The 18,630-nt window shown below is 50.2% G+C and carries 18 protein-coding genes; 1 reads left to right on the top strand and 17 read right to left on the bottom strand.

The annotated features are described in order from the left end of the window. Nucleotides 1-57: 57 nt before the first annotated feature. From AABZ39_09360 to AABZ39_09305, 12 genes are all read right to left on the bottom strand, one after another. Complete coding sequence (locus AABZ39_09360) at nt 58-1,569, bottom strand: radical SAM protein (protein ID MEK6794972.1); 1,512 nt, start codon at nt 1,567-1,569, stop codon at nt 58-60. 13 nt (nt 1,570-1,582) lie between these two features. Continuing rightward, nucleotides 1,583-2,497, bottom strand: coding sequence for a class I SAM-dependent methyltransferase (locus AABZ39_09355; protein MEK6794971.1), 915 nt, complete (start codon nt 2,495-2,497; stop codon nt 1,583-1,585). Nucleotides 2,498-2,514: 17 nt separating this feature from the next. Next, nucleotides 2,515-3,672 carry a glycosyltransferase family 4 protein gene (locus AABZ39_09350; GenBank protein MEK6794970.1) on the bottom strand — a complete coding sequence of 386 codons (1,158 nt, stop codon included), beginning with the start codon at nt 3,670-3,672 and terminating at the stop codon, nt 2,515-2,517. Nucleotides 3,673-3,682: 10 nt separating this feature from the next. Then, a complete protein-coding gene (locus AABZ39_09345; GenBank protein ID MEK6794969.1) occupies nt 3,683-4,828 on the bottom strand; it encodes a DegT/DnrJ/EryC1/StrS family aminotransferase in 1,146 nt (381 codons plus the stop codon). 96 nt (nt 4,829-4,924) lie between these two features. Then, on the bottom strand, nt 4,925-6,355 hold the full coding sequence (locus tag AABZ39_09340; GenBank protein MEK6794968.1) for a hypothetical protein: 1,431 nt from the start codon (nt 6,353-6,355) through the stop codon (nt 4,925-4,927). A 592-nt stretch (nt 6,356-6,947) separates the two neighbouring features. Continuing rightward, nucleotides 6,948-8,987: a glycosyltransferase gene (locus AABZ39_09335; GenBank protein ID MEK6794967.1), complete on the bottom strand. Its 2,040-nt coding sequence runs from the start codon at nt 8,985-8,987 to the stop codon at nt 6,948-6,950. A 12-nt stretch (nt 8,988-8,999) separates the two neighbouring features. After that, nucleotides 9,000-9,530 (bottom strand): hypothetical protein, encoded by a 531-nt coding sequence (locus AABZ39_09330; protein MEK6794966.1) that lies wholly within the window; start codon nt 9,528-9,530, stop codon nt 9,000-9,002. A gap of 457 nt (nt 9,531-9,987) precedes the next feature. Beyond that, nucleotides 9,988-10,659: a methyltransferase domain-containing protein gene (locus AABZ39_09325; GenBank protein MEK6794965.1), complete on the bottom strand. Its 672-nt coding sequence runs from the start codon at nt 10,657-10,659 to the stop codon at nt 9,988-9,990. A 10-nt stretch (nt 10,660-10,669) separates the two neighbouring features. After that, nucleotides 10,670-11,923, bottom strand: coding sequence for an ABC transporter ATP-binding protein (locus AABZ39_09320; GenBank protein ID MEK6794964.1), 1,254 nt, complete (start codon nt 11,921-11,923; stop codon nt 10,670-10,672). A 22-nt stretch (nt 11,924-11,945) separates the two neighbouring features. Next, nucleotides 11,946-12,839, bottom strand: a complete 894-nt coding sequence (locus tag AABZ39_09315; GenBank protein ID MEK6794963.1) for an ABC transporter permease — start codon at nt 12,837-12,839, stop codon at nt 11,946-11,948. 596 nt (nt 12,840-13,435) lie between these two features. After that, nucleotides 13,436-13,825, bottom strand: coding sequence for a type II toxin-antitoxin system VapC family toxin (locus AABZ39_09310; GenBank protein MEK6794962.1), 390 nt, complete (start codon nt 13,823-13,825; stop codon nt 13,436-13,438). Beyond that, the gene (locus AABZ39_09305; protein MEK6794961.1) at nt 13,822-14,073 is read right to left on the bottom strand and encodes a hypothetical protein; all 252 of its coding nucleotides are present in this window, start codon (nt 14,071-14,073) and stop codon (nt 13,822-13,824) included. The genes AABZ39_09310 and AABZ39_09305 overlap by 4 nt, the downstream gene beginning before the upstream one ends. Before the next feature lie 122 nt (nt 14,074-14,195). Here AABZ39_09305 and AABZ39_09300 point away from each other — a divergent pair, with 122 nt between their 5' ends. After that, a complete protein-coding gene (locus AABZ39_09300) occupies nt 14,196-15,167 on the top strand; it encodes a GDP-mannose 4,6-dehydratase (GenBank protein MEK6794960.1) in 972 nt (323 codons plus the stop codon). Between the two features lie 250 nt (nt 15,168-15,417). On the opposite strand, the gene AABZ39_09295 is transcribed toward AABZ39_09300, so the two are convergent. The 5 genes from AABZ39_09295 to AABZ39_09275 all read right to left on the bottom strand — a co-directional run bounded on the left by AABZ39_09295 (nt 15,418) and on the right by AABZ39_09275 (nt 18,452). Then, the gene (locus tag AABZ39_09295) at nt 15,418-15,567 is read right to left on the bottom strand and encodes a nucleotidyl transferase AbiEii/AbiGii toxin family protein (protein MEK6794959.1); all 150 of its coding nucleotides are present in this window, start codon (nt 15,565-15,567) and stop codon (nt 15,418-15,420) included. Further along, nucleotides 15,530-15,811 (bottom strand): hypothetical protein, encoded by a 282-nt coding sequence (locus tag AABZ39_09290; GenBank protein ID MEK6794958.1) that lies wholly within the window; start codon nt 15,809-15,811, stop codon nt 15,530-15,532. The genes AABZ39_09295 and AABZ39_09290 overlap by 38 nt, the downstream gene beginning before the upstream one ends. 92 nt (nt 15,812-15,903) lie before the next feature. After that, nucleotides 15,904-16,782, bottom strand: coding sequence for an AAA family ATPase (locus AABZ39_09285; GenBank protein MEK6794957.1), 879 nt, complete (start codon nt 16,780-16,782; stop codon nt 15,904-15,906). 7 nt (nt 16,783-16,789) lie between these two features. After that, the gene (locus AABZ39_09280; protein ID MEK6794956.1) at nt 16,790-17,938 is read right to left on the bottom strand and encodes an aminotransferase class I/II-fold pyridoxal phosphate-dependent enzyme; all 1,149 of its coding nucleotides are present in this window, start codon (nt 17,936-17,938) and stop codon (nt 16,790-16,792) included. A gap of 22 nt (nt 17,939-17,960) precedes the next feature. After that, nucleotides 17,961-18,452 (bottom strand): Lrp/AsnC family transcriptional regulator, encoded by a 492-nt coding sequence (locus AABZ39_09275; protein ID MEK6794955.1) that lies wholly within the window; start codon nt 18,450-18,452, stop codon nt 17,961-17,963. Nucleotides 18,453-18,630 lie beyond the last annotated feature (178 nt).

Genomic DNA, 18,630 nt, shown 5'->3' with positions numbered 1-18,630 from the left:
CTTATTCCTTTCTTGTTCTTATGCTGCCGTTTTCAACACTATCGTACCGCCATAAAATCAATCAAGATAACTTTCGAAACCGAGACAAAAGTGCGTGTGAAATATCCTGTTAAAAAACCGCAATGAGAGTAAAAACAATATCGCTTCAATAGGGAACATTAATAAATTGAACTTAAATCGAAGATAGGCGATGGGCCCAAACAATTTATTTACAAGATACGCGATCGGGCGCACGCTTTTCGGGGCCATTCTGTAATAATTCGGATTGACCAATGGCAAATAGAAATTGGCGAATATCTCAAGCTGCCAGCGATAATCACGGGTCCACCAGGGCGCATGGAATTTCCGCAATGTGTGGGTAGCCCAATCTTCCAGTCTTCCAGGCGGCAAAAATCCCTTCTTCACAGCTTCATCATATAGTTCCGTTCCGGGATATGGAGTGTAAAAAAATATCCGCGAGCGAAGCGAACGATCGATCAGTTTCGCCTTTCGTATCATATCAAGTGTTAATTGCATGTCCTTTCCCGGGTCCATCGGCAGACAGATCATCGTTGAGAACAATGGTGTTATATGGTGCCGATTCAGCACCTCGACGAATTTATAATTGTCATCGACTGTTGCATCTTTTGCTACTCGATCGAGTACCGCTTGGTCCCCGGATTCAGCACCGATATAGATCTGTCTGCATCCGGCTTGATGAAAAAGCCCGACTTCATTGTCCGAGAACAACCGCAAAAACAGACCCGCATGTGCGCTTGTATCCCATAGTACACGGACATCAGACTGAACGAATGTGCGGCAGAGCTCGATGGTAAAACCCTTATTCACAAAAAAGTTATCGTCATCGAATGAAACGCTGTCGACCCCGGCTGCTTTTTTAAAATAGGCGATGTCTTCAATAATGGTGTCGATCGATTTATGGTACCATCGTCGCCCATAGACTTCGGCTACACAGCAGAATGCGCAATTATATGGACATCCATGGCTGGTGAAATAACCAATACATCGTTCCGCATAAGCGCTTTTATAGACATAGTTATTGATATCGATCAACCGGTAATCGACTCGCGGGAAATTATTCATATCGACGAACTTTTCAATGGGATTTACTACTATGCTCCCGTCTTTCTTAAACCCCAAACCCTTTATTTGAGTGATATCGCTTCCCTGTAGCATCCCATCTACTAGTTTTTGGAAGGGGATCTCACCTTGCCCCATGATTATCATGTCGATATATGCCTCAGCAAGGACTTGCTCGGGCAGAAGTGTTGCCTGCCAGCCGCCCCATACCACCGGTATATCGTGCAAAGATTTTATATATTTTGAGAATGCTATTCCGCCGATGATCTGATGCCCGGTCATAGCGCTTATGCCGGCAAGCAGTATCCGATCTTGTATCGGCTCAATGATCGAACGATACTCCCGTTGTACCTGTTCATCGATAAGAACGACTTCAACAGCAAGGTCGCGGAGCATACGTTCGAGATAGAGCAATGCGTATGGTATCCTTCCCCGCTGTTCGCCATCCCATGGTGATGGATAGAACAAAACAACTACGTTCTTTTTCATACCGTTGTCTTTCTCACTTCGGATCCGTGCGGGCTGTCACTATCATCCGTCCAGCCTTGAGCGGAGAAAGTAAAATACACACGATCTGCGCAAATACCAATTTGAATGCCGACGGCATATGGGTAAAAAGCAGGCCGAATATGTTCCGGATCGATGGCCCCTTGGAATGGTAACGGTAGCCAATGCTGCGAATAAGATCAGCAGGGACTATCTCCTGCTGTGCAGACTCCGTACTGAAACCGAGATCGTGAAGGGTGCTCACGATCCCTCGTAAGGAAAAATGGACCCGATGCCTCGGGGTATCATATCCGCTCCAGAATTTCCGATAGTACCGGGCTTCCCATGAGTCCATACGCGGCAGCTTCAGGAAGAGGATCCCGTTCGGCAGCAAGCCGTTCCGAGCGATATTTTTTAAGCACTGCTGAAAATCGTTGACATGCTCAAGGACATGACGCATGACGATCACGTCATATCTTCCTGAAAAATGAGCATTCTCCGCGAATCCTTTCCGAACGCTGATCCCAAAATGGTCCTGTGCGAATTTTCTGCCGCTTGCGGAAGGCTCAATCCCCTCGACGGAAAAGCCGTGTTTCTGCGCTTCGAATAGGAATTCGCCTCGTCCGCAGCCGATTTCGAGCATTCGACCGCCGCGGACATGTTTTTTTATCATGCTGATATCAGATGCGTATTTCCAAGTCTGAAGCATAGCGGAGAACGATCGTTTGGGAACATATGCTTCATAGTCATCAGGGTAGTAATGTGAAAGTTCTTCATCGGTCATCGGCGGGAACGTAAAACCGAGACCGCATGCATCGCAGAGATCGATGCCGAAGTCAGGAGACTTCCCTTGCAGAATAAAATAGTCCTTCCCGTCTGAAAACAGGGGTTTTACAGCCCCATGACAGACCGGGCAACGGTGTTTTCGCATCGCTGGTTTTCTCTTTTTCATAATCGTCGATAAACCTCGTCGATACGCTTGCCCACAGCATCCCACGAAAGGTTCGCCACGGCACGTGTACGCGCCCGCGCGCCCAATTTTTTACAGGCTGAGGGGTGTTGTATCGCCCATAGTATTTTCTCAGCGAGATCGGCGGCATCATTGAATTTCGCGTAGATACCGGTATCGCCGAGGATCTCCCGCGATACGCTTCGGTCGAAAGCCACCGTCGCCATGCCCATCGCCATGTAGTTATATATCTTGCCGTCACCCTCGGTCGGTGATATTTTCGGCGCAACCGCGATATCAGCGAGAGAAAGATAGCGGGGAAGATCGAGATAATCGATACGCCCGAGGAATTTCACCTGTCCCCCGATGCCCTTGGAATCACACAATGCCTGATACTTCTCAATGTTCGGAAAACCGATGACGATGAACTGAATATCATGCATCTTTTTTGCGGCCTTTGCAAAAGCTTCGATCATGACATCTGCACCCTGATACGTCACCAATAATCCCATAAAAAGTACGCGCGGCCTCTTCTTTTCTATTCCATATCGTAATGCAAGTTCATTATTCATTCGCATCGGCCTGAATATCCCTGTATCAACGCCGTCATGGACATTCGTACGTCGCGTTTCCGGTACACCGAACGATGAAAGTTCTTTCATCATGCTGTCGGACTGTGTAATGACATGGAAGTAGTTCGCTATTCGCCGCTCAATGAAAGAAAGCAGTTTATGACGCAAGCTGTTGCGGTTCACAAAACCGTGCGCGATGGATTCCCCGGTAAGCGAACCTTGCATGTCGAAAAGATATTTCTTCTTGCGGAAGAAGAATTGCAGCGCACGCGCGATAAGAGCGCCCTCATGCAGATGTCCATGGATGATGTCTGGGCGGAAGCTGAGCGCGGTTGCGAATGCGGTTATCGTAAGGAATGGGAGCAGCAGTATCTTCGTATAGGACGGCCCTGCTGCTATTTTTTTATACCAGGGAGGGTTCAATGTTCGTACGATCTTCACGCCCGGCACGTCGCGTCCGAGGCCGTATGTGCAGAGAACGATTGAATGCCCTAGCTTCTGCAGCGCCTTGATCTCCTCGTATATCTGTGTATGACAGCCGCGGTCCGCAAAAAAAGGCGTCGGAGCGATCATGAGTATCTTCATGCGTTCTCTGTCAGTGCTCGAGGAATGCGAGGAGTGTATTTGAAACATGCCGGACGTCGTCCTCGGTCATGCGCATGTGAAGCGGAAGGCTTATTATCTCGCGCGATGCCTTCTCCGCCCGAGGACAGCTTCCCAGACCGTAGCGATACATCTTGTATTCAGTGTTCACGCGATAATGGACGCCGGGGAAAACATCGTTCGTGTTCAGGTGTACTATCGCCTCATTGCGCTTCTCCTCCGGCACCATCACCTGGAATAAATGCCGGGACGAAATGCAGTCGTCAAGCTGTTTCACGAACCGCACCGCACTGCTTTTAGAAAGACATTCCTGATACAGCAAAGAAAGCTTCCGTCGGTGCACATTGTGCTCATCGAGATATTTGAGCTGCACGAGCGCAATGGCTGCAATGACCGAATTACCGTGCGCTTTGTACCCTACATAGTCTACATCGTACAGCCACTTATAATTCCCGCCTTTCAGGGAGGAACGCGCGTACGTATCCTGATTGATGCCGAGCCAGCTCCACTGGCGCGCCTTTTTATCGAGCTCCGGGTCATTGAAGCATATCATCCCGGAATCGGCGGTCGGAAGGTTCTTTACCGCCTGATACGAGAAGACCGAGCAGTCAAGTCCGAGCCCCGCCTGCTTCCCGTTGTATTTCGTCCCCGACATATGCGCCGCATCGATGATGAGCTCAAGGCCTTTCTTTTTGCAGAGCGCCGCAATATCGTTCAAGCGCCCGGCATTCCCGCCGAACCCGACATACATTACCGCGCGTGTTTTTTTTGAGATCTTTGAATCTACGGAATCCGGGTCGAGGCACAGGGTGTCATCGACATCGGCGAACACCGGTTTCAGCCGTTCATACATGATGGCATGATTCGTGGAAACGAATGTCAGCGGTGTTGATATGACCTCGTCGCCGTCCTTCCATCCCCGCTCCTGTTTATAGAGCGACATGGCAAGGGCAAGCCCCGCGGTATTCGAATTGAGAAAATGGGCGTTCGGGAAACCGGAATATGCTTTCCACGCCTCTTCGAATTTTGCTGTTTTGAACCCGATGCCTGTCCAGCCGACCTCGAGGCATTCGCGTATCTCCGCAAGGCATTCGTCAATGCTGTATGTCGGCAGAAAAAGCTGTATTTTTTTACCCATGATCAATTCCTCGCCTGTCGTATACCTGAACTCGGAAAGAATATTCCTTTGGACATAACGATCCGGGTAGACGCAGTGCCGTACACTATAAACGTTTCAGCGCAATTTGTAAATACCCTCGTCCACTTTCTCAAAATACCGTTTCATTGTCTGTGCCGGTTCGCCGAGAAGGTATCGTATCTCCTTCTGACGGTAAAGCGCCACGTCCTTCTCGTTCTCCGGGGGAGTGCAATACAGCCGATCAGTATAGAAAACTATGAACGTCCCTCGGCTCATCACGACCTCTCCTGGTGCGGTAAGCTTCGTTAGCTTTTTCGCTGTCTCCACCATAGGCGGGAAAACTTTCCCGAAATAACTGTGATACCAGTACATATCGTACGCATTCTTGAACGCAGTGCTGATGAACAAGAAGCCGATCACTGCGACACAGAGAAGGAACGGAACATTCGCCGATGCCGAACCGTTCCGCCGTCGAAGAATGCGATTGATAAGTACAGCGATGCCGAAAAGAACGCCGATACTGAATGCAGTAAGTGCCGCGAGCAGCGGATATCCGGCTTTTGTTGAGAACGCATCGAGTGAAGATATGGTGTGAAGTATCCAGTGTCCGAAATTCGTTCGCCCATCGATAGCTGCCGATACAGCTGCGCCTCGTATCAGCTGAAGTGAAAAGAACGACCTTGCCTCCGACAACAGCGGGTAAAGCGCTGTCACAGATAGACATGACGCAAGCGCAAAAATATAGACCTTTTTACTTGCATTATTCCGAAGTGCTTCCCATCCGGCTTTTACCGCGATGACCGCGGCGAGAATAAACAGCGGAAAAACTGAGAACAAGTAATAATTATGCGCGGCATAGATATTTTTTAAGAAAAAATAGTTAACGCAATGTCCTGCCATGAGAATGAAAAGTGCAGCGTTATACCGGTCATTCCCTTCTGCCCCGGCTCCGCCATTCGATAGTATTCGAATAAATCTGCGTGCAAGCACCATGAATCCGACGACGCCGCCGGTGAACAGTAGAAGACCGAAATCGCCGATCGTACGGTTGATGATGAATATCATATTCTTCGGATGGAATGTACCGAATAAACTCCCGATGACCTTCATTGGCCCGTAGTAGTTATGATCCCCCGTTACCATGAAATTGATAAAAAACAGGAAATCGAATTTCATGCATGCCAATACAGCGACCGGCACGACAAGTGCTATCAATGCGGTCAGATAGTATTTGATTTTACTGCCGGCCGCCCTCATTGATCCGTCAATGAATGGATACAGCACCACGGCAGGAGCTGCAATAAAAAAGTAATTCATTTTCCCGGCGATACAGAGGAGCAATGAAAGACCGATGACAAGAACGCTTTTCAGTACCGCTCTGCCCTCAATTGCTGCGAGATGAATAAGCGAGACGAGGAACACCGCCTGATACAGTACGGAAAATGATTCGGCGAATGGGCGAGTGGAATGGAATAATGCGAAGAACGAAAATATATAAAAAAGAGAGAATAGGAGATATTCCGTCATACTCTTACGTATCCGTAGAAAAACAAAGATCGAGAGCAGTATATAAGCGGCAAGATAATGCATGAATGAATACCATCGTGCAGCGATCGATCTCGCTTCAAACCCCGACACCCCTGTTATTCGGTATAGAACTGCCGCCATGAGCGCATTGATCGGCGATTCATATCCGGTAAATATATTCCGCTCGTGCCCATATGTGTGCAGCCCGTCTGTAGATTTCGCACGAGGATTATAATCTTCAAGATAGACAAATTCATCGACTGTATTTTGGGGTGAGCCGTCATTTCCACTTTTCCTTGCAAATCCATAACGGGTATGAGCGTGAGCAGGATCACCGTGGCGGGCTATATCGGAACTCAGGTCCATGAATATCATCGGTTTAAGATCATGGCCGAAGTTCATTGGCACACGAATACTCATCGCTGCCAGTACGATCATAGTCGCAGCACAAGCAGCCATGATCGCCAAATATACGATGAGCGAACGGCTATCTGCACTCAACGAACGAACGATCTCTTTTTCTCGCATAGTGTTTCTTGTAGCCATAATATCATAGGCTTATCAGGAAAGCAATAAATATACGTGCACTTCCTCAACGTCTGTCCGAGACTCCACGTTCATCAACAAGGCCACAATATAATCTTTCATATTCCTTTGTGATGCTTTCCCAAGTGAAACGCGCCTTCCATGCGGCATATCCTGCATCCTGCATTCTGCGACGCATATCATCGTCTTTATAGAGCGATACAAGTGCCCGGGCGGCGGCGGATACATCGACATGCGAAAACCCATTATCGTCTTTCTCCGTTGGGAGCACGATCCCCGCATTCGACCACGATGCTATCTCGTCAGCATTGCCGACATCTGCAGCAATGAACGGCGTACGTGAAGCCATGCACTCGAACAGCACTATCGGAGAACATTCAATATTCGATGGAAACAGAAAAAGATCGGCCGCAAGATAGGCTGCTACCGTTTCCTCACGGGTAAGACTTCGAACGATTAGCCGTTTCCCGCATCGCTCGCGCTTCCATTTAGTTCTATACCGTTTTTCAGCAGACGAACAGAGTTCCGCACATCCAACATGCTGTCGTACCGGACGCGGATATAGGCCAAAGATCGATAGCACAGCCTTGATCATGTTTTTAATACGGCGCTTCAACGATATCGTCCCGGCAGGACCTTCACCGATAAAATTTCCGACCATAAGGAGTACCCCATTGTGAATATCCGCAGCATCGAACATCTCATAACATTCCTTATGCCCTTTCACGCCGGTATGAGAACCGACATGAAGGATAAGGAATGTATCTTTGCCGATCTTCAGCTTCTTCCGGATATCGATGTTCGGCTTCGCTGTGAACTCCTCTTCGCTCGCGCCGTTCGGTATAAGTACGCGCTTTTCAATGCCGTTCTCACGGGCGAAATTCACATCGCGGTAATCATCCGAAAGGAATACAGTGGCGTCATATTCTTTCATCCACGACTTCATCTTTTCAAAGTAGTCGCGGTATTCCGGCCAGTGCAGCCCTGAGAACCCGGTCGGCACAAATACCTTTTTCGCTGTTATCTTTCTCAAGATTGGGAGCATTGCATCGGTAGCCCATTGCTGTGCGGCAAAATTCGTTACCACGTCGAAATTCGAATGCTGAAGGAAATCTTGGTACGAAGCAATATCACCTTCCATCCCTTGAGCGGCATTCCCGCGAACATTGAATTCCACGATGTTCACACCATTGATCTTTCTCTCATGGCGATCCGGGTGAGTATTTGTTGCAACGGTCACACGGTGGCCGAGATCCACCAAACCCTCAGAAAGTCTCTTTACCACCTCATACATACCGCCCATGCTCGAATGATAATTCTCCAGTGTGTGTAATATACGAAGCTTCTGTATCCGCTCGATGAATGCTTCTGATCCGGACTGTTTTAGCGCCCACGGGAGAAATGTTCTCACCAACTCACGCCACTGCTTTTGAACAGAGACGGCCGGGCGCGTGGTGCGTACAGAATGTGCGGCATCATCTGAATAACGAACAAGCGGCTCAGAAAGGAATATGACATTTGTCTGTGTCGAAAGCCTCATCCAAAGCGAATAGTCTTCTGCAGTGCAATATTCTTCTTCCGGAAAACCTTCGATAATGTCGAACAATGATCGATGCACTATGATCGAACTGCAGATTATTGGATTTATCCTCTCATTCAAAACATCAAAGGTGATGGGCGAACGCTGCCAGTCAAGCAAATTCCCGGCCTCGCTTTTATCCGGGAGAATGCGAATGGCGTTTGTCGAGCATGCCTTCTCATTGCATCCCTTGAGTGCGGAAAGCTGCTTTTCCAGCTTATCCGGCATCCACTCGTCATCGCTGTCGAGGAATGCTATCCACTCTCCGCGAGCGAGCGCGATACCGCGATTGCGGGGGATAGCGGGCCGACCGCCGCGTGGCCCCTGGATGAAACGAACACGAACATCATTGATGCCGCGTACAATATCCATCGTGGTGTCGGTCGATCCGTCATCACACACGAGCACTTCCAGGTCTGTGAATGTCTGACAAAGTACGCTGCGCACGGCATTCCCGATAGTAAGTGCCCGGTTCCAAGTTGGAATAATAACGGATACGTACGGCATACAATCCCAGTGTTATTGCTGTTTTTTTGTCCCGAAAAGATAGAAATTCCCCGGAATATGTTCTATTTCACAATTGACCCAGCGTATATTCGGTGCGTTTTTCTGCATGTCCCTGAAATAACTTGTGTTGTCCCGCCCGTCAAAAGCATCCTGATAAGCGATAAGGACATGATCGAATCGCCCGATCACGGATGAGAACATCTGCCGCAGATCATCGGTCGCTTCGCTCAATGACCACGTTGCAACGAATATTGACGGAGATGCATTGTGCACCTCGGTCAATACGGGGGCGAGCTGTGTCGCATCAAAAAATGAGTGAACACCGGGCTGTGTACCGCCGAGTGGAACACCGGTAGGAATACCGAGGGAACGAAGATAAAAATTCTGAAGATACACAAGCTCCGGCAGATCAAATATCGAATAATATCCGTGATAACCGACTGCATGAAATACACGGCACAGTGAACCATACCCGCCGCCGAACTCAAACACTGCCCCGGTTTTCGGCAGAGCAATACCGAGGCACTCTTCAAATCGCGCCAAATGATATACATGGTGTATCAAATTTGCACTGCTCCGTGAGTATGCAGCATACCTGGCGGGATTTCCAGTGTAATGTTCGCGCAGCACCCGTCCCCATCGCGCCCATTCGCTCCGCTTAAGGAACGCCAGCTCAATTTCCGTCCAAGCCATCGTTTCAATGAACATTGTGCTTTTAATGACATCCCATTGGAGAAAATTCCTGACATCATCATTTGCGACAAGATGTTTTAGTCGATCTGAATATTTTTTCCACGAACCAGTCGCTGCCGTTGCCATCGGAAGTGCTGCGTACTGCTGCTTGATCTCAGCGATCGCTTTTTTTGAGATACAAAGGCGGGACGCTAAACCTGCCAGCGCTTTCCGGAAAGTGCACAGTAGTTCCATCATGAAGCCATTCCTAAATAACAACCTGAATTGTCTTGTATTGCATGGTCAGAAATATACTGCAGTGATGGTATCATTTCAGTATTGAATTATCAAGCGCTCGTTTGACGACAAATCTTTTGAAATATACCGTATAATATCGGATATCTGCTTTTGTTAGCAACTCATTCACGTCGTTGACGATGTTGTATCGTATGCAATTCTTCCATTCATGTCCGGTAATGAAAAAATCTGCGAAGTCCGCGATCAAAGTCTGTCTATTCCTGCCGTATGCATGCTCCAACAGCAGAAAAAAAACATCCTGCATAGGATAGTATGAAATACTTTTTTTATTGAGCATCACCCAGGAATTATTCCGGTAATGAAGCAGCCAATGATGCACCGGTATATTAAAAAGGAATTCATAGAAACAGCTGGGAGCTTCAAGGTATCCGCGTTTCCCAACCCGCTGCATCTCGCTCAGGAAAAGCGGTAATTCCTCCGCAGGGACATGCTCAATGACATGCGAGCAGATAATATAATCGAATTCATTGTCTTTGAACGGAAAGGTACTTCCCCCATAAAAGAATACTGGCTTATCGTACTTTACCGGTTTCGCACTGCCGCGCTGCCATCGCGCTTCTTTTCTGCTTGTAAACCGCCTTTCCAAGAACGCGTCTGCACGAGGATGCGGAGAGCCGCCGGGGCCTATCTCAAGTACCCGGTCACCCGGACGGATATTTTTGATTCGCTCTGGAAAAAACACGCGCGCTCCTTCATCGCACTCGTTCAGCGATCGATAATGCAGGGCTCCATTCCCATCGGGGAAATGGATTTATCAGCCCGTATGATGTCGATCCTGCCGGCGATACTGAAAAGGTGAAGCAGTTCTCAAGCCAGTCAAGGACATCTGAGATCTGCCCGTTCTCGGTGAAGGTGATGGTGACGGAATATTTTCCGGGGGCCAGCGGCAGGCGCTCAATGATAAAGTCGATATAGCCCTCACCATCGATCGATCTCCGTTTACTCCCGTCAAAATTCGTATAATTCGAGATGAGCATCGCGCCATTCTCAGTAGTAATACTCATTGTTACGACCGGGTCACGTACGATCCGTGTACACGCATAGCGGATCCTACATCGGAATGGCTCTCCGTGCACTGTCGTGCTGCGGTGAACGCCATCGCTGCCGACGATATCGACAGAAACTATCCGTGCCATTGGATCATTATTTACGCGCGTGCCAACTGCCTCCCTGCTTCCTTGATTCGTGAAGACCTTTGTCTCATAACGTCCGCATACGTCAACAGCAGTGCCATCAAGCGCAACCGCCCCGTGCTGTACCCAGAGAGCGCGCTGACATGAATTCTTGACCAGCTGCATCGAATGACTGACAAGGATTATGGTACCGCCGTTCTTCTGGAACTCGGCGATCTTGCGAAAGCACCGCAGCGCGAACTCAAGATCACCGACCGCAAGCACTTCATCGGCCAGTAGAATGCTCGGATGTGAATGAATAGCAATGGAAAAACCTAGCCGTACCGTCATCCCCGATGAATACGTGGATACCGGAGCATCGATGAATTCACCGATATCGGCAAATGATACGATATTATCGAATTGCGCATTCACTTCCTGCCGCGTCATACCGAGAATGGTCCCGTTGAGATAGATATTCTCACGTCCCGTCATATGCGGATGGAACCCCGCACCGACGGCAATAAGCGCGCCGATGCGTCCGCGAATGCTGATACGTCCCTTGTCGGGAGGAAAAATACCCGTAAGCAGGCGCAGGAGCGTCGATTTCCCCGAGCCGTTGGCGCCGATGAGCCCGAGCGTCTCCCCGCGTTTGAGCGAGAAGCTCACATTGTCAAGCGCCCAGAATTCCCCCGGACGAAGCTTCTCCCGGGAATAGGGAATACCGACCATGCTTCTCCCGATATCGAGCGCACCGTAGAACATACTGCGTTTTACGCTGCGGCAGAACTTCTTTGAAAGCCCCTCGACTTCAATTACAGTATCGGTATCCATGCTGTCTCTTGCCTGTGGCCCGTCAGATCATTTTCTCTATCACTTTATCCTCGGAAACGTAGAAGAGGTTCCACGCTGCGAGAAAAAGGACAAGTGAAGCGAGTGATGCTATGAGATATCGGTCAAAATGCTCCGCTTTGCCGTACACGATCATATCGCGTGCAAAACCGACGAAATACGTGAGCGGATTATAGGCAATGATCTTTTGCAATACCGGGTTCTCGACCGACGGCGCATAGATGACCGGTGTTATGTAGATGATAAGCCCGAGCACTATGTTCATCACACGCGTCGCCTCAACGGCCACCACGTTCACCACCGTCATGACAAGCCCGATCGCCGAACCGAGCAGGAAGAACGGCAGCATGAACAGCGGGAAGAATATTATCTGCCAATGCGGTATGATGCGGAAGATGAGAAGCGCTGCGATGGCAACGGCGAATGACATGATGAAATTCGCCAGATACTGCGCCACCTGTTTAATGAGGAATGCCTCATGCGGATATTTCACCTGCATGATGAACCCAGCCCCGGCATCGAGCGTACCGAGCGCTGCCATATAAAATCCCATGAACATGCCGTAAATGGTCGAGCTCAGAAGCACATACGCAGGGTAGGGAATACCGACGTCACCGGGTTTCAGTATGCCGGTAGCGTTCATGATGAGCCAGGAGACAATAGCCAGGAGCGGTGTGATGAATACCCAGGCAATGCCGAGGAACGATTTCTTGTATACGCCGAAAAAATCCCGCTTGAACATCTGGGCAATGAGGTCGCGCGAGGTATAGATATCGGCCGCCATGGTGCGCCATACACCGAACAGACCGAGCCGCGAGCGCGAATTCGGTTCATAGATGATCATGCCGTCAGTTCGCTTGTTCGTACGGAACTCCTTATCGGTGCTCGCGAATATCATATTTCGCATCCATGGAATTGTCAAACCGCTCACCACTTCGTATAGCGGATTGCTGCATCATCAAATTGCATTTTCCTGGATTTCAACTATCATCCCTCCCGAAAACGAAGGGGGGCTCATGGCACTCGTTAAACTGACTGCGATCATCGATGAGGCAGAATTGCGCACCTGGAACGATGCCGCCCGTGACCTTCCGATGTCCGGGTATAATCTGTGCGCACCTCGAAATACTCGAATTTGCGGCAAGCAAATTCGAGTATTGTCATCAAAATGTGCGCAAAGGGTGGTCGAGAAAAACGGGTTTTTCGAGGCCCCCTGTTCCTGAGCGTGAATATACACCGGCAGAAGCGGGAAGCGGCCCCCGTCCGCCTTTATACCGGGGATGGGATCCTCATGGGAACGCATTAGATACATCCCGGATCCATACCACGTCCGTATCACCTTCGTTTCAGAGTCGTTTTGGAACCGTTTGGAAGTCGTCCACACATCGCTTTTGAGTATACCGTTCAAGCGGGAGGGGGTTCGCGCTTTGAGATCATGCTGCACCATGGTGCGAATCATGGACCAGAGCGTTTCCATGCACTGATATCACTCATTTATTCTGGAAGAATGACCAAACCGGGGACGGCTTGAAAATGTGCATCGGTAGACAACAGCATCGCCCCGCATTCGAACGTTATCGCGGCTATCCAAAGGTCGTTCGCTGGAATAGGCGAGCCCGCCTTCTTCAATTGATGATATATCCGGGCGTAGAAATCCGCGGTATCTTCCGAAACAATAGCAACATTCACTCGTGGTGAGGACAGGAACTGATCAAGCTCGTGTATATTAGTACGCTCCCGGCGTCCGCCCTTGAACCCTGCTTTGAGTTCGCCAAGCACTATCGAGGGGATGAATATCGCTGAGGCGCGGGCGATCATGTCCACGATACGCTCATCGCCCCTTTTGAACTCAGAGTATGCGGATGTATCGCATACGATCTTCATTTCCAAAGATCCTTGTCGATCGCATTAAGATCCGCTGTAGCGCTCTTGAATTCCTCAAGATCCTCATCGCTCCATGTCCCCGCCAAAGCGCTCAGATCGTCATACCGGCGTTCTTTCCCCGATGGAAGCAGTTCTTTTCTAAGACTTTCAATGATGACCTTATTTACGCTGGTTTTATCGCTCAGCGCCTTCTTTTTAAGCGCTTTTTCAAGCTGCGGCTCGATGTTCCTGAGACTTATTGCATGCATACAATACCCAATATTTATGATACAACAATGATATCATGATTTGATAGCATGTCAAGCGTAGCGACGGCATCCATTCACATATTTTCCGTATCATGATATACCATAATCTCGGGAGTGCCTGCATGACCATACTCGTCACCGGCGGCGCCGGTTTCATCGGTTCTCATACCGTACGCGCCCTCCTTGCGCGCGGGGAACGCGTCGTTTGTATCGATAATTTCAACGATTACTACGATGTCCGGATCAAAGAGGCTAATACCGCCTCATTCGCCGGGAACGCATCGTTCTCCCTGCACCGCGCCGACATCTGCGATCGTGAATTCATGACAGCGCTCTTCAAGCAGTATAAATTCGATGCAGTATGCCATCTCGCCGCACGCGCCGGTGTGCGCCCGAGCATTGCCGATCCATTCATATATCAGCGAACGAATATCGAAGGGACTTTGACACTGCTTGATCGTGCCCGTCAATACGATGTGAAGAATTTCGTCTTTGCATCATCGTCATCTGTTTACGGTAATAGTCAGAAAATACCGTTCTCCGAAACGGATAATGTCGATAAACCAATAAGTCCGTACGCAGCGACGAAACGCGCGACCGAGATCATTGCATACACCTACCATCATCTCTACGGCCTGCCCATCACCGCGCTCAGGTTCTTCACCGTATACGGCCCCTCGGGGCGCCCCGACATGGCGCCGTATCTCTTCACCGACGCCATCGCCAATGGCCGCACGATAACGCGCTTCGGCGACGGCACGAGCAAGCGCGATTACACCTATGTCGATGACATCGTACAAGGGATACTTGCGGCTATCGATACGGCACTGCCGTATGAGATAATGAATCTCGGCAACAACAGCCCCGTAGCGCTCAACGACTTCATCGCGACGATAGAGCGCCATCTCGGGAAGAAAGCCGTCATACAGGAAAAGCCCGTGCAGCCGGGCGATGTCGACATCACTTACGCCGATATTTCAAAAGCGCAGAAACTGCTCGGATACAGACCGACGACATCCATCGACGAAGGCCTCGGGCGATTTATTGACTGGTATAAGGGCGCCTCCAGAAACTCACTTTCGCGTACCAAATAGCTTCGGGTAAATACGATTTTCTATCGTTTTCTGGCGTCCTTGTGGCCGAGTAAAGATTAAAAACTCGCCTGCGGCGAGTTTTTAGAGGATTGCCATAAGAAGTCGCGATCGTCATGAATCCCTGAAAAGCGGCTACGGGACTTTTACCATTTCACGAATGATACGCGCCAATGACCGATCAGCGTCCTCTGCGGACATTATCTTCCCTTCGGCCCATCGTATCTGAGCAAGCCACTCGCGGGGAAACGATTCAAGGCGAGTCAAGGTCGTCAGAATACCGGTGATGATAGTAACAGCGGGAAAGCGCGGTACCGCCGGTCAGGTAGAACGGCGTACCGCTCTCCTCAACGAGACGGCATACCTTATTTTGCAGCGGATAGAGCGTATTTTCGTACTGCATAATCGAGTCCTTCACGTATTGCGCGTATATGTATGCGCTCGCGCACCTTCGGCCATTCCTCCGCAAGCAATGGCAATGGGACGATCGATAGAAGCTCATAATAGCTGAGTCGTTCTATCGCACGGATAAGTGCCCATTCATGGGTAGGCCAGCCGGAGGTTTTTCCCGTCAGGGCGTTATAAAGATCATCCGCGCTGATGTCGTAATCCCAGACGGTCTTTTTGAGCAGTTCTTCCCTTGTCATATCAGTACTATACCCGTTTGCCGATGTACTGTCAATCAATGAGACGTCAATATCGCCCTTGAGTAACACCCCGAGATCGGCCCCGAAGACACTTAATTGCTTATCCCCCACGACACATCGCCCGGGTCCTCAAGCTCGCTCTCGCTCGCAAGGTAGAAGGCAAGCGCTTTCTGTCCGAGAACACGCGCCAGGGAGAAACGGAACGCATCGTTGATGGGTTCGTGATACTTCTCATGCATCACCTTTATCGCATAGCGGGCTATGTTCACGCCGTCGCGTACGGAATACGCCGAGCCGTGTCGATGGCCCTTCTGCAGAAAGCCCACGGTGAGATTGAGTATGTCGTCGGTGGCGAACGGGATGTTTATCTTCAATATCTCGAATTCCTCTTCCGCGCCGGGGAAGCCTATCTCTATCGTCGGCTGCAGCCGCGAATGGATGTACTCGGGTATCTCATACGTGCTCGCATCATCGTTCATCGTCACCGCGATGCGGAAATCTTCATGCGCCTTTATCTTTATCCCGGCGATGATGCTTTCTACATATTTGCGGTCATCAAGGAGCGGCGCCAGGGACGCCCACGCCTTCTCGTTCATGCGATTGCCCTCATCGAGTATCGCAACACCGCCCTGTATCATCGCTGTCGCGAGCGGGGAAGCGTGATAGGTGATGCGATTATTATCCCCGATGACCGGCGTTATGATGAGGTCTTCCGGTCGCATGTCCATGGTGCACTGCATGATGTACACGGGGCGTTTCAATATATTTTTCGCCGCATGATACGCGAGCGTCGTCTTCCCGGTGCCGGGTTTGCCGACAAGCCGCGGATTGAGCGGTTTATCGTCCTTCGCCACCGTTATCCACGCAGCGGTGATCTGACGCAAAAGGTCCACACCGCCCACCCATTGCACGGCTATCTCGTCCACGGGGGACAAGGTAAGCTCTACTCCGTCGATAGTTATTTTTTCCATTGTGCGCTCAAAGCCTTTTGATCATTTTTTTCATGCCGTTGATCGCAAATTCGATATCCGTGAGCGATACGGCGTAGCAGCAGCGTATATTGTCCTTGCCTTCTACACCGAAGGCTTCGCCCGGAACGACGGCGATATTCTCCTCGTTGAGAAGCTTTAGTGCAAATTCCTTACCGGAGAGACCTGTCTTTTTCACCGACGGAAAAACGTAAAACGCGCCTTTGGGCAGGAAGCAATCGAGACCGATGTCCTTAAGGCCCGCGTAGATGAAATTCCTGCGCTGTTCATATTCACGGCGCATCTTCTCGCGCTCTTCGCCGCCGTTCCTGAGCGCCTCGATAGCCGCTTCCTGTGCGATCACCGATGCGCACATCATCGTGTACTGATGTATCTTCATCATCGATTCTATCACGGGCGGTGTCCCGCAGGCATAGCCGAGCCGATAGCCGGTCATCGCATACGATTTCGAGAAGCCGTTGAGATAGATGAGGTTCTCTTTGGGCAGATGCCTCGCTATCGATTCGAATGTATCGTAGATGAGCTCGCTGTATATCTCATCGACGATGACATAGATGCCGTGCTTTGCGGCAAGCTCAGCGATGCGTTTGAGCTCATCGATGTTGCCGGTGGCGCCGGTGGGATTGTTCGGGAAGCAGATGATGATGGCCTTCGTCTTCGGCGTTATCGCCTTGGCGAGATCGTCCGCAAGGAGATCGAAATTGTTGGCGAGGTATGTCGGCACCGCCTTCGGTACGCCGTGGCACATGCGCACGATGTTCCCATACGAGACGAATGCCGGCGAATGGTATATCACTTCATCGCCCGGTTCTATGAGCGCGCGGAGCGCAAGATCGAAGGCCTCGCTCACACCGACGGTGACGAGCACCTCGTTGGACGGCGCATACGTGTGCCCTATGCGCGGCGCAAGATAGGTCGATATCTCCTCGCGGAGGGAAAGGAGGCCGAAGTTCGATGTATACATCGTCTTCCCGCGTTCGATCGCGAATATGCTCGCCTCGCGTATATGCCAGGGCGTCACGAAATCCGGTTCGCCCACGCCGAGCGATACCACATCGTCGCGTCCAATGACAAGTTCGAAAAAATCGCGTATGCCCGAGCGCGGGAGCTCGACGATATGCGGTGCAAGACGTTTCATCGATTATTCCTTATCCTCCGCTTCAGGGCGATACCTTGAGGCGTTCCACGGTCTCAGCCTCATCGAGGAGTATCCCATCCTCTTTGTACGTCTTCAGCACAAAGTGCGTTGCCGTATGGAGGATGCGGTCTATCGTGGAAAGCTTTGTCGATACGAAGCTCGCTATCTCCTTCAGGTTCTTCCCCTCGACGAAGATGAGGAGGTCATAATTCCCCGACATGAGATAGAGCGATCGTACTTCGGGAAATTGATAGATGCGCTTGCTGATGCGGTCGAAACCGCCCTCGCGCTCAGGCGACATGCGCACCTCGATGACGGCGAACACCTTGTCCTCGAACACTTTTTCTTTATTAATGATGGCCTTGTAGCCAAGTATCATCTTCGTATGTTCGAGCTCACGCACAATGACGCTCACTTCATCCGCCTTGATGTTGAGAAGTGTTGCGATGTAGTCGTGCGTCGCATGCGCGTTCTGCGCGAGTATCTGAAGTACGCTGAGATACCGGTCGTTCATGGGTTCTCCTTGCACCGCGGCATGCCATGGATGCACACAGTGTAAGGATTATACAGCGACGCGATGCAATATCAATATCAAGCACGAGACCGTCGCGAAAATAGAGAACAGCGGGTTGCAACCCGCTGTTCTCATCGATCCTGATAAAAATTTGGCGCTTATTATTCTTCGTTATGGT

Source organism: Spirochaetota bacterium (genome assembly GCA_038043445.1).
Lineage (GTDB): Bacteria > Spirochaetota > Brachyspiria > Brachyspirales > JACRPF01 > JBBTBY01.
The sequence above is the reverse complement of the archived record's forward strand: the minus strand, read 5'-3'. Positions and strand labels throughout refer to the sequence as shown.

Coding starts and splice junctions, on each gene's coding strand:
- AABZ39_09295 (MEK6794959.1), bottom strand. CDS start 15,567: ATGCAGTACGAAAATACGCTCTATCCGCTGCAAAATAAGGTATGCCGT.
- AABZ39_09275 (MEK6794955.1), bottom strand. CDS start 18,452: ATGAACGACCGGTATCTCAGCGTACTTCAGATACTCGCGCAGAACGCG.
- AABZ39_09285 (MEK6794957.1), bottom strand. CDS start 16,782: ATGGAAAAAATAACTATCGACGGAGTAGAGCTTACCTTGTCCCCCGTG.
- AABZ39_09305 (MEK6794961.1), bottom strand. CDS start 14,073: ATGCATGCAATAAGTCTCAGGAACATCGAGCCGCAGCTTGAAAAAGCG.
- AABZ39_09315 (MEK6794963.1), bottom strand. CDS start 12,839: ATGATATTCGCGAGCACCGATAAGGAGTTCCGTACGAACAAGCGAACT.
- AABZ39_09355 (MEK6794971.1), bottom strand. CDS start 2,497: ATGCGAAAACACCGTTGCCCGGTCTGTCATGGGGCTGTAAAACCCCTG.
- AABZ39_09340 (MEK6794968.1), bottom strand. CDS start 6,355: ATGACGGAATATCTCCTATTCTCTCTTTTTTATATATTTTCGTTCTTC.
- AABZ39_09310 (MEK6794962.1), bottom strand. CDS start 13,825: ATGAAGATCGTATGCGATACATCCGCATACTCTGAGTTCAAAAGGGGC.
- AABZ39_09350 (MEK6794970.1), bottom strand. CDS start 3,672: ATGAAGATACTCATGATCGCTCCGACGCCTTTTTTTGCGGACCGCGGC.
- AABZ39_09345 (MEK6794969.1), bottom strand. CDS start 4,828: ATGGGTAAAAAAATACAGCTTTTTCTGCCGACATACAGCATTGACGAA.
- AABZ39_09290 (MEK6794958.1), bottom strand. CDS start 15,811: ATGACAAGGGAAGAACTGCTCAAAAAGACCGTCTGGGATTACGACATC.
- AABZ39_09280 (MEK6794956.1), bottom strand. CDS start 17,938: ATGAAACGTCTTGCACCGCATATCGTCGAGCTCCCGCGCTCGGGCATA.
- AABZ39_09320 (MEK6794964.1), bottom strand. CDS start 11,923: ATGGATACCGATACTGTAATTGAAGTCGAGGGGCTTTCAAAGAAGTTC.
- AABZ39_09360 (MEK6794972.1), bottom strand. CDS start 1,569: ATGAAAAAGAACGTAGTTGTTTTGTTCTATCCATCACCATGGGATGGC.
- AABZ39_09300 (MEK6794960.1), top strand. CDS start 14,196: ATGACCATACTCGTCACCGGCGGCGCCGGTTTCATCGGTTCTCATACC.
- AABZ39_09335 (MEK6794967.1), bottom strand. CDS start 8,987: ATGCCGTACGTATCCGTTATTATTCCAACTTGGAACCGGGCACTTACT.